Source organism: Methanoculleus sp. SDB, from assembly GCA_001412355.1.
Lineage (GTDB): Archaea > Halobacteriota > Methanomicrobia > Methanomicrobiales > Methanomicrobiaceae > LKUD01.
In genome coordinates this window covers 1-11,368 of record LKUD01000082.1, presented here as the reverse complement: position 1 = coordinate 11,368, position 11,368 = coordinate 1, and the positions used below count along the sequence as shown (strand labels likewise).

The following is an 11,368-nucleotide window of genomic DNA, read 5'->3' as shown; positions in this document are numbered from 1 at the left end:
TGACCTTCGAATACAGCCTCTCGTGGATCGAATACATCGCCGTATATCTCAAGATCTCCGATCCCGCGGAAGAACTCACCAACGCACTTTCGAGCCATTCGGTGAGACCCGCTCAGGTGATTTCAACCAGTGACAATACCATCATCATTCAGATATTCGGATTTGCCACCCGTGTCGCGACCGAATCAGGCATTGCCTACACAACGCCGAACCTTTCATTCGTTGAAGCACAGCAGATCCTTGACGAATACTGGTTCGCACCGCTCATAAACCCGGACTTCTCGCCGGGCATTACGACCGTCCGGTTCCCTGACGGGTATGAAACCGTTTACACGAATCAGCTCGTACTTCCCGGTATCACCCACGAGGTCATCACCTGATACGGCATCATGAACGAGCAGACGGAATCCGAACCCGCCCATAGGCACCCGGCACCCGCATGGGTGCGGAGCAGCGTCTATGCCGCATTTCTTTTTTCCCGCAAGTATGCACGCGAACAGGACTACCAGACCGAACGGAAATGAATAATCAGTGTACCCGATGTATGCCATGCACAGCCGATAACTGCATGAATTATCAGTAAAGGCCGGAAAAAATATATTTATATATTTCTTCCGTTATCCCTATTCAATGGTCGAATCTCCCCGACCCCTCGGGATTTTGTGTGCCTGTGCGGTTCTTTCTGTACTCTTTTTGCTCCCTGCTGCCGTTTCAGCCGTATATGATTCCTGGACATATACCCCGGGATCGGACGTTTCCGGCGTTACGATGACCCCCGACGGATCGACGGTACTTGTCGGCGGGGGAAGAATTCACGTGCTGAATCCGGACGGAACAATCCTCTGGAAGAAATGGTTTGGCGATCATATCAGCATCTCAGCCAATAGCAATACGGTGATCTGCACGTTTGGATCACAGATATACCGCTATACGGGAGATGGAAAATTCTGCTGGGATATTGCGGTGGAGAGCAAACCACGGGATGTGGTGGTGACGCCCGACGGGTCACGCATCATCGTCGGGGATGCAACAGGTACCGTCTCTTTCATCGATGCTGCGGGCGAAATTATCAGGGAATTCGTCACCGATAAAGGGACGGACATACGGGATGTCGCGATTTCAGGAAACGGCAATACGATCGGGGTCATCTCTCCTGCCGGTACGTGGTGCTTTTCAAAATACGGCAATATGCGGTGGAAAAAGGATGACCGGATACAGGGTGACGGCGGACAGTGTCTCGCACTCTCCCGGGACGGGGGAGAAATCGCCGCCGGATGCGGCGAAATCCTCAGGTACCTCAATACCAGCGGCGGGGTTGTCTGGAAGCATGACTGCGTCCGGAGCATCACCGCGGTTGCCATTTCAGGGACCGGGGAATATGTCACAGCCGCGACACAGAGCAATATGCTCCTGTTCTTTACTGCGGACGGGACGCTTCAATGGGACTTCAATCTCGGGAAGTCCTCCGAAGGAGGAGAGATTACCGGGCCGGGAATCCGTGATCTCTGCCCCGACCGTATAGAAGACGGATGGGTACAGGATATCGCCATTTCCGAAGACGGGGAATGGATCCTCACCGGATCAACGAATAAAATGGTCCGCCTCTTCAGCAATGACGGAAGCCTTGTCTGGAGTGAAAGGGCCGACAATCCCGTTGATTACGTCGCTCTCACCGAGGACGGATCACTCGGGATTGCCGCTACCGAGTCACAGGTAATCTCAGTGGTACGCCGGCCCGACCCCGAACCCACTCCCGCGCCCGTTCCACCTGACGTAGCGCCCCCGGTGATTCCGGTAGTCCCCTCACCCCCTCCCGAAGACCCCGACATACTCCCACCGCCCGTCGTTGCGGCATCGCCCGAACCCCATTCCCCGGCAGAGATGCTCCGTGAATTTCTCTCGGGGGTAGGCACAGACAACGACGTCCTGAGAATGATCCCGATATTAATGACTATCCCATTCCGGTAAGCACGGGATTTTTCAGGCTTTTTTTACCCCTCCAGTTTCACCCCGCCCCTCTGCCCACCCCCTATAGCAGAGAGGAACCAAGGATATGATCAGCCAGCTTCGGCGGAGCAAACCCCTCCGGGAGGAGGTGTACTGCCGCCCGACTGCTGGTGACGCATGGAGGAAGAACCATGGGAGATTTTGTTGAAACAAACAACCAGAAAACCGCGACCCGGGAGCTGGCAGCCCCGATTGCGGACATCTCGACATTTGAGACCCTTATCCAGAGTGTACTGGATGACAATCCCTTCGGGTGCACGGATTACACGGAGGACGGTGCCGTTGTCGACGGGATCGCCCGGAACCGTGAATCGTATACGGTAAAGGTGAACTACGAAACTACCGAGGGAAAGAAGATCGGTACCCTCACCATCCGCGCTCCCACTGTCGCGGCATTTACGGCAGGTGCGGCTGACGTGATGGGCAATACCGATCTCGGGACTGCCTTGGGCGGAAGCCCCGTTCGGGATGCAGCCCACGAAGCATTCTCCTGCCGGCTGAAGTGCCATGACCCGGCGGGCGAACTCTATTTCGTGACATTCACCCGCAACAGGGTGACGATCACATCGTACGGCGAGGATTCCATCAGGGCGGCCGTCGAGGCATGGGCCGATACCGTTCCCGCACTCGGATGACCGCGGAGCAGGCCTCCGGATTATCCCTCTTTTTTTATCCTCCGGAGAGCCTGCTATATAGAGCATCATACGGTTTTTTACCCTGCAGGAGGCGGGATGGAGGATACACCAAAATAAGCACCTTTCAGAAGGTAATTTTAAAAAAACCGGATATTCATGCCCCGCCCGGGGGCCGCCGCCCGGGCATATAGCATTCTATCCAATCGGTTCCTGTCATTGCCGTGCGGAGGAGGACGGCACACACAAGCAGGAGAATGCCCGCGGCAAGAACCTGCGAATCGGCAAGCCCGAACAGATCGCGGGAATAGTGAACGAGTCCCAGTCCTACGCTCTTCGAGTACAACGGCCAGAAAACCGGAAATGCCGGATTATACACTGCAATGTCACATGCAAGATGGACGGCATATCCAAGCGCCCCGAAGAGCAGCCCGTCACGGAGACGGACATTAAAGGGGGGGAGACGGAGGAAAAGAGCAAGCAGTACCGCAAAGACAATGAGGGCCGCGAACGTGTGGAGATCCCCATGGTCCAGCGGGCGGGAGTTGACCATCAGGGAAACACCGAGCAGCCGCCGGGCAACCGGAAAGAGAAAATGGTCGATATCGGGAGCCCATGCGCAGACGATGATGATCCATGAGGGATCGCGGCCCGTGAAATGACGGTACCCCATCCCGGCCATGATTGCGAATGCCGCCGAGTAGAAGAGATGTTCGAGCAGCATGGTAATAAGAGAATATGTGGTGCAGAGAGAGGATAAAGAAATTGACGCAGATAAGTACCATCGGGGGGGGAGGATAACTCAGCGCATCCCACTCCATTGCAGGGTCCCGTGCACAACTACCCGCTCTGATATTCAATGACCAGGCTTCACCATGGATACCCGGCCTCTTATGCGAAAATACTCGCTCCCCGGCAGAATTATAACTCATCGGTGTGCCGGCAGGGCACATCCTCGTGTATCCCCCTCTTCCTGTACTTCGGTTCCGTAGTTATCAGCGGACGCCTCGAATCCGGAATCGCGGAACGTATAGCATCATAGAGTATATCGCAGGAAAAGGAACGGTCCCCGCTGAACGGACAGACGAATGACAATAACTTCATTCACCGTTTGAAAGCGGGAAATAACGCCGGTATACCTCTTTTCTCTCATCAAGATCCGTATGCAGATAGATCTCGGTCGTCCTGATGGAAGAATGGCCGAGATTTTCCTGCACGACGCGGAGATTCCGGGACCGGCGATAGAGTTCGCTTGCGTAACTGTGCCGGATTTTATGAGGAGTAACGCCGGGAGGGGCGTATTTCCGGAAAATATGCTGTACCGTGCGGGGCGAGAGGGGATGGCCCTGCTGCCCTTCAAACAGCGGCCCCGTGACACGTCCCGCCACCATAACCCGTATCCCGGCAAGGGTGTCCTCATCGACAAAAACAATCCTGATTTTACCTCCTTTTCCCCTGACACGGATGGTGTGATCCTCAAAATCAATATCGCCGATATCGATGCCGCAGAGTTCTGAAACGCGGACGCCCGTGGCATAAATAGTCCGAAAAATAAGCCTGTCCCGCAGATCAGGGATGGATTCTATGAGTTTTATGACCTGGCTGTGCTTGAGGTACACCAGCTCCTGCTCTTTAATCCTGGGGCGGTCAACTGCTGCCAGCGGGTTTGCGACAACCACGCCCTGCGCATAGAGATACCGATAAAATGAGCTTAATGTCGAAATAACACGATGCAGAGTCGTTGGTTTGTACGTCCGCATCGATGCGAGGAACGAGAGATAGTCGGTGATAAGGAGGTGCGTTGCGTCCACGTCGGTGTCAATCCGGGCCGTCGCGAGGTCTTTCCAGTATATTACGAGCCGGTCGGGTTGTGCGTTGCGGCGGAGCCAGAGATACTGGGCGAAACGGCGGATTGCCTCCTCGTAGCTCCGGACAGTCCGGGGCGAATAATTACGCATTCTCAGGTGATGGCTGAAGCGGGGAAGCCATTCGGAGAAATAATCGCCCTCCATTGATATTTCTTTCATAGCTCCAAGAATTTAAGTTTTGCGTAGAATCACTCTTCTGCGCAATCCTTCCGGGGAAGGGGGAACAACCACAGGGAAGGATTGCGCCGGAAAGAATAATGCTGCCCCTTCCTCCCCGCATACCCGGTGTAGCCATCCCCGAAAATGAGGAGGTTTGGTGATTATAGGGCACGAACCTTTTTTGCGGTAAGGTATCTGTGTCGGGAGGTTTTTTGGGTCTGGATTGCGGACCAAAAGGTCCAGTCAGAAAGTCGCCCCGCCGGTATTTAATGCACAGACCGTGCGGCGGGAAAGTAAACGACACCGCGAAAACCGCCATTCAAAAAAGCTCTTTCTGGGCAGGAATGAGTCATCGGAACATATTAACTGAATGTATTTTTCATAAGCCGTGTAAGGCCGGATCGTCGTCCCGCCTATACCATTCATCATAAGTGACAGAAAAACAGGCTTAAAACCGTTCTATTATCCATGATTCCGGCAGTGACACGAAAATGATGAAGCCGACTGTTGTGCTGTCAGACAGGCGGAAAGCGAATCCTTCTCCGACAAGGAGGGGCTGCGATTCCCGGGGAACAGGAGTAATCCCGGCAAAAGATTATCTCCGATCCCATTGGGGCCGACGGAGGTGCGGAAGGCAGTAATGATGCCGGGAGTGCCATAAAAACGGCCACAGGCCACCAATATCCGGATGCTGGCTCCAAATAATCGCAAATCGAATTACGGAAGCGCCGGTACATCGGCCGCCATATACCATATGATGCGATACGCAGGCAGGGCTCGGACCGCGATATTTTTCTCTGCTCCGCCGGGCCGGTACGGCTGGCAACCGGGATTCCCGTGGATGGCCGGAGATAGTCGCCCATCAGGGGCGACCCGGCAGACCCCGGATCATCCACGAATCCCGGATACGGTAGGGAGACGGACTGTGCCGTTCCACGGGCATTTCCGCATATGGCCGGAAAAGGGATCCCCGCACCGGAACGACCCGGAGGACACGCGGGCATTATTCACCGAACCCGTGATACGGAGGGGGGGCGGTCCCGGCCACCGGGGCGGCGCGTGAGAGGCAGTTGCTGCAGGCAGTATCCAGCCCGCTTCAGCGACAAAATCAGGAGAAACGCCCCGATGAGTCAGCGAGACGAAAAAAAGCGAATACACGTATAAACCCTATGATGGTATATCTAAGCCGCGCTTCCCCGTGCCGGTACATGGCAGTTCCCGGTATGCCTGAAAACCAGTAACGTTGAATAGCGAACCACACAGAGGTATAGTCAATGGAGGAACCGGGCAGAGTGGAACAGGCAGACGCAGGCGGCACTCCTCCGCCTGCAGCAGCACCGGAGCAGGATGTGCCGATGCTGGGCATGCCGGCCGGGAGTGGAATAAAGGAGAGTAGCGAATGTGCGGAGGAACAGGACTGCTCCCCTGCCGGTGAGAAGGAAAACGAAGCCGAACCCCTTCCGGCCCTCACACCCGAACAGCGCGAACGGATCGGCAAATACCGCAAATTCAAGAAAGTCGACGGCGCCACCTACCACCGCGTCAACGGGTTCCTGAGAAAACATACCTATGTCACCGCACGGGAGTGGGCAATCGCACGGCTCTGTGCCGATTTCTCGACACGGAGCGGTGCGGAGATGACCTTTATCGGCCAGAATCTCCCCGACCTCGTGCCCTTCATGACCGATACCTACACCCCGCAGGCCGTCAACCAGGCACGGAACTCCTTCAAGCGGAAGGTGAGAAAAGCCGGAGCAACATTTTTTTACGGAGCCCTCTGCGGGTTTTTCACCGCAGAAGAACTCGACGACATCCTCTTCGAATCGAGCGAGGTTGCACGGTTTCTCCTCGAGGTCGAAGGAACAACCATCGATATCGACGACGAACTCGATATCGAGGACCGGATCGCCGAAGTCATGCGCAGCGTCGCCGAGGCCGCGTCGATGATCCGCAGCCAGAAACCCTGTGGGCCGGACGAGGACGAACCGGAGGAGGAAAGCCCGTGAAGATTATTCATGTCGCCGGGTACTCGGGCAGCGGCAAGACACGGTTCATCACCTCCCTCATTGGCGTTCTCGGAAAACGCGGAACGGTGGGTGTCGTCAAGCATATCGGCCACCACCGTCAGCAGCTGCCGGAAGGGAAGGACACAACCCTCTTTTATGCCCACGGTGCCGACATTGTTGTCGGAATCGACGAAGAAAAAGCACTGGCTGCGATACGAAAACAGGGCATCTCGGGGGCACTTGGCATGCTCGCGCGGGCCGGGATCAGATACGCAGTGATCGAGGGATTCAAGACCGAACCATTTCCGAAGATCATCTTCGGTGATTTCGAGGACGATACCTGTGTGCTCCGGAATCCGGACGTGGACGAGGTGCTTGCATCCCTCGATCTGTTCCCCGAGTACGAAACCGCCGAAACACTCCTCCGCGAGCTCGGTCGGGTGCAGGACGCAGCCGGTACGGGTGCTCTCCTGCTGTATCGCGGGGTAACGGAGGGGGAAGGAGCCGGAAGTTTCCCGCAGATCCGGGAGGAACCCGGATCCCGCGACGGCATCCAGAACATCCACCTCTCAGCGAAAGGGGGTGGAATTGCGGGGGAGACATGCATTGCCGTGCTCGGGCGCACCCGTGCCGCGGCATTCTCCGAACTCTCCCGGATACTTGAGGGAGCTGCGGACCGGAAAGACGGCGGAACCGGTGAAGAGGAATGAATCAGGCAGGAAATCCAATGAAACAGCAAAAACGGCTCTTCGGAACGAACGGGGTACGGGGGATCATCGGAACCGGCATGACCCCGGAACTGGCCATGCATATTGGAATGGCACTCGCATCCATGAGGCCGGGAACGATTGCGGTCGGCCGCGACACGCGAACATCGGGGCCGGCACTGTCGGGTGCGATCAAGGCAGGCATCATGGCCTGTGGGTCTCGTGTCTGCGACGTCGGCATCGTCCCGACACCTGCTCTCCAGTACCTCGTGCGGGAAGGATTCGATGCCGGAGCGATGATTACCGCATCACACAATCCTCCCGAATACAACGGTGTCAAGGTGATAGAGGCGGACGGAACCGAGATGGACGACGGAGAGACGATTGCCCTCGAAAAACGGATTTTTTCCGGGAATTTCACCGTGAAAAGCTGGGATCTTGTCGGTACCGAGATATTCGCCCCCCATCTGGCGGAACGGTATATCGAAGCGGTCGCGGGGGCGTTTCCGGAAGGTATCGGCCGCGGAATGACGGTCGTGGTTGACGCAGGTTCCGGGCCCGCGTCCCGTACAACACCCGCAATCCTCGCCCGCCTGGGGTGCAGGGTCCACACCATCAACACGACGGAAGACGGCACTTTTCCCGGCCGGCTCCCCGAACCCTCCCCCGCAGGGCTTGCACCCCTCGCAGAACTGGTGCGGGAGACCCGGGCGGCGTTCGGTGTCGCCCACGACGGCGATGCCGATCGAGCGGTCTTCGTGGACGAGCAGGGAGATTACCTTGAGGAAAACCGCGAGTTTGCCCTCATGCAACGGTATGCGTGCCGGAAACACCCCGGCACCGTCGTCACCACCGTATCAACATCCCGGCTCTGCGAAACGGTGGCGAAAGAGACCGGATGCCGGGTGCACTACACTCCGGTAGGAAGCATTTACGTAGCACGGACGATGCTTGCCCTTGCGGGAGCCGGCGAAACGGTCTCCTTCGGGGGTGAGGGGAACGGCGGGCTTATCTTCCCCGCACACCAGCATTGCCGTGACGGCGGCATGGCGGCGGCGGCGATGGTCGCCCTGCTTGCCGGTGCCGCGGAGCCCCTGTCGGCACTTTCGGCAGCGTTGCCCCCGTATGTCATGATAAAGGATAAAATCGATACCGATGATCCCGCGGCCCTGTGCTCACGGCTCATCGGTGCCTGTGCCGGTGAGGAAACCGACCTGACGGACGGCATCAGGATTAACCGTCCCGATGCATGGGCACTCCTTCGCCCGTCGGGAACGGAACCCTTCATGCGCCTCGTTATCGAGGGCGACACCCGGACCGCTGCCGAACGGCTGCAGGCGGATATCATGGCGGTGATCGGGCGTCCTGCGCGCAACTAACACTTAAGTATTCCCGGCCCAGAATATCACCTCTGACACGATTGCTATGGCACAAACATCCTCCCGGGGTGGCAGGCAGACAGAACCCCGAACGATCAGGGTGATGATCTCGGGGCGTGTCCAGAAAGTCGGTTTTCGTGCCTGTATCCGGAAAATTGCGACGAATCTCGGCATCACCGGTGAAGTCATGAACCTGGAGGACGGGCGTGTGCTCATCCACGCGACGGCCGAACCCGTAATACTGGAAAAGTTCACGTCGATGCTCTACGGCTGCCCCCGTGCAATCGTCCGGGACGTGAACGTGAACGCATGCGAATTCATGGCTTTTCCGGACTTCTCCATCGAGAAGGGCGTCCATCAGTATGTGAAGTGAAAATCCTCTTTTTTCCCGATAAACCGGAGATACCGGAGAATATTCGTATCGATTATCTCCTGGTTAATCGTCTCGCGCAGCCTGCGCACGAGATCCTTTGTGATCCGGCCCGCGAGATGGCAGCGTGTATCGGCGCACTCGTAACTCCCCGGCTGCATGCCCTCGCGGGCCCGCGTGAAGACCACCCGGTCGACCATCATTGCCTTCAGCGGGTCGATGAGATCAATCACCAGCGACCGATCACCCTGCCGGAGCACGCCGATGTCGGGATCAAGATGAGCGCCGACAAGTGACACGAGCGTCGTGCCAAAGAGGAGGGCGTAGCCGAGCGAAAGCATGGCATTGACGGGATCGCGGTGCGGACGTCCCGTTCGCCGTTTAAATCCGAGATCGCGCGGAACACTCCGTGCCATGATCTCATAGTACATATCCGAGGTCAGCCGGTGGATGCGCCGCAGCCCGTCCATCTTGATGAGGTACTCCATCTGATCAAATGCCGAATGAAGGAAATCCTGCTCTCCTTCGTAAAAGAGCGCCATATCGAGCAGTTCCTCTGTCTTCTCCACCATCAGCAGGCGGGAACGGAGGGAGGCCCTCACAAGCTCCACCGCAGCCGAATGGACAGGCACCTCCTGCTGGAGCGTGCGGATAGCGGTGTCTTCCCGAAACCCGAACGGCCTGAGCGTGCCCATGGGCGTCCCGTCCGCATCAAAGAACGAGACGCAGGCACCTTCCCTCATCAGGTGGTTGATGACGGACGTATGTACGGAATGCCCCCCGACGATCAGCAGGTGCCGGACAGACGAGAGGGGATACTCCCGGATAGTGCCCCTGTACTGGATAGTGAGCGTGGTGGTCGTGGCCCGGATATGACTGCCGAACCCCGAGACGACCTGCCACGGGAAAAGGTCGCTTGCCATATGCACATTCCCGGATAAAGACAGCCCTCCGTCCGAGGGCGTCCGATACGGAATAATCTTGTCAATGAGACACATTAACCCATCGTTTCGGAAATTCCTACCGAAATGGAAAAAAAGAAGAAAATCATACCCCTGCTCCATGCAGGGGGGCGCCAGGGCGGAGTGGGAGACTCTCCGCGAGGTACTGGTCCATGAACCGGGAATCGAGGTCTTTTTCGCCCTCCTCTCCCCGTCCGCACATCTCTATGAGCGGTTCTTTGATCTCGAGGGGGCACGGCGGGAACACCGGCAGCTCCGCTCGGTACTGCACGATCTGTTCGGGATCAGGGTCCGCGTGCTCTGCGATACCATCCGTGACGGGGCACGGCAGTCCGCGGAGATACGCGAGATACTGCTCTCGCTTGCCCGGAAACGATTCTCAGCACGCTGTGATGGGGATGCATGCACGCTCTCGCCGCGGATCAGGCAGGCATGGCAGGAAGCCGCGCAGCTGGACGACCGGGATCCCGCCCACCTCTCACTCATCGCATGCCTCAACCCGGCACTTGTCTTCGGCGAAGCCGGCATCCGCACCGAACTTGCGCACCCGCTTCATAACCTCTACTTCATGCGGGATCAGCAGGTGGCATGCGCCCGCGGCATTATCCAGGCGCGGATGGCACACCGGGACCGGGAGGCGGAGGTGGAGTTCGCGGGGCTCGGGCTCGTGGCGTCGGGATATGCGCCCTCCGGCCGCATTTCATCAGGAAGACTCGAAGGCGGGGATTTCATTCCCCTCGGGGATGCGGCTCTCATCGGGGTGGGCCCGCGAACAGACAGGGAAGGCGCCGCCGCGCTGCTGGCGCAGGATCCCGGCTTTGACGAGATCGCCGTCGTGCACCAGCGCGGCCATCCCCTGGTCGCCGGACACGACCCGATGGTGGCGATGCATCTCGATACATACATGAACATCGCATCGCAGGATGTCGTCGTCGGAAATCCTCTCCTCCTCTCCGCGGCGACCGTTACCCTGTATGACCGGGACGGCGGACAATATCGCCCGAAGACGGAAACAATGCCCCTTGACGCATACCTCCGCGACCGCGGCTGGTCCATCATTCCGATCACCACACTCGAACAGCTCTGCTATGCAAGTAATTTCCTCTGCGTTCGCGACGGCGCCTGTGTCACACCCGACACCGAAGCACTTGCCCCGGGTGTCCTTCTCCGGGTCAGGGAAAAAGCGCGGGCTTTCCCGGAAAAATACGGGCCGCTCCTCCGGCAGGCTGAGCACGATCTGCAGGTGCTGCGCGCCGATGCGGAATTTTTTCCCCATAA

10 protein-coding genes and 1 pseudogene are annotated in these 11,368 nt (G+C 57.7%); 8 read left to right on the top strand and 3 right to left on the bottom strand.

The genetic code is table 11. The features are described 5' to 3' along the window. The 3 genes from APR53_00935 to APR53_00925 form a co-directional block, all read left to right on the top strand. Positions 1 to 380: hypothetical protein (locus tag APR53_00935; GenBank protein ID KQC03596.1), on the top strand; the 380-nt coding region annotated here is incomplete at its 5' end. Positions 381 to 693: 313 nt separating this feature from the next. Then, positions 694 to 1,968 carry a hypothetical protein gene (locus APR53_00930; protein KQC03595.1) on the top strand — a complete coding sequence of 425 codons (1,275 nt, stop codon included), beginning with the start codon at positions 694 to 696 and terminating at the stop codon, positions 1,966 to 1,968. A gap of 170 nt (positions 1,969 to 2,138) precedes the next feature. Beyond that, positions 2,139 to 2,642, top strand: coding sequence for a hypothetical protein (locus tag APR53_00925; GenBank protein KQC03594.1), 504 nt, complete (start codon positions 2,139 to 2,141; stop codon positions 2,640 to 2,642). Positions 2,643 to 2,796: 154 nt separating this feature from the next. Here the strand turns inward: APR53_00925 and APR53_00920 are convergent, their stop codons facing one another. Further along, complete coding sequence (locus APR53_00920; protein ID KQC03593.1) at positions 2,797 to 3,363, bottom strand: hypothetical protein; 567 nt, start codon at positions 3,361 to 3,363, stop codon at positions 2,797 to 2,799. 376 nt (positions 3,364 to 3,739) lie between these two features. Beyond that, positions 3,740 to 4,651 carry an integrase gene (locus APR53_00915; protein KQC03600.1) on the bottom strand — a complete coding sequence of 304 codons (912 nt, stop codon included), beginning with the start codon at positions 4,649 to 4,651 and terminating at the stop codon, positions 3,740 to 3,742. A 1,505-nt stretch (positions 4,652 to 6,156) separates the two neighbouring features. On the opposite strand from APR53_00915, the gene APR53_00910 reads away from it, so the two are divergent. The 4 genes and pseudogenes from APR53_00910 to APR53_00895 all read left to right on the top strand — a co-directional run bounded on the left by APR53_00910 (position 6,157) and on the right by APR53_00895 (position 9,131). After that, entirely contained in the window at positions 6,157 to 6,672 is a 516-nt protein-coding gene (locus tag APR53_00910) for a hypothetical protein (GenBank protein KQC03599.1), read from the top strand. Next, positions 6,669 to 7,076 (top strand): annotated as a pseudogene (locus APR53_00905). The gene APR53_00910 and the pseudogene APR53_00905 overlap by 4 nt, the downstream one beginning before the upstream one ends. Positions 7,077 to 7,399: 323 nt before the next feature. Beyond that, the gene (locus APR53_00900; protein ID KQC03598.1) at positions 7,400 to 8,758 is read left to right on the top strand and encodes a phosphoglucosamine mutase; all 1,359 of its coding nucleotides are present in this window, start codon (positions 7,400 to 7,402) and stop codon (positions 8,756 to 8,758) included. A 46-nt stretch (positions 8,759 to 8,804) separates the two neighbouring features. Continuing rightward, on the top strand, positions 8,805 to 9,131 hold the full coding sequence (locus APR53_00895; protein ID KQC03592.1) for an acylphosphatase: 327 nt from the start codon (positions 8,805 to 8,807) through the stop codon (positions 9,129 to 9,131). Here the strand turns inward: APR53_00895 and APR53_00890 are convergent. Then, positions 9,116 to 10,051 carry a CRISPR-associated protein Cas1 gene (locus APR53_00890; GenBank protein KQC03597.1) on the bottom strand — a complete coding sequence of 312 codons (936 nt, stop codon included), beginning with the start codon at positions 10,049 to 10,051 and terminating at the stop codon, positions 9,116 to 9,118. The genes APR53_00895 and APR53_00890 overlap by 16 nt on opposite strands. A 139-nt stretch (positions 10,052 to 10,190) precedes the next feature. On the opposite strand from APR53_00890, the gene APR53_00885 reads away from it, so the two are divergent. Beyond that, positions 10,191 to 11,368: hypothetical protein (locus APR53_00885; GenBank protein ID KQC03591.1), on the top strand; the 1,178-nt coding region annotated here is incomplete at its 3' end.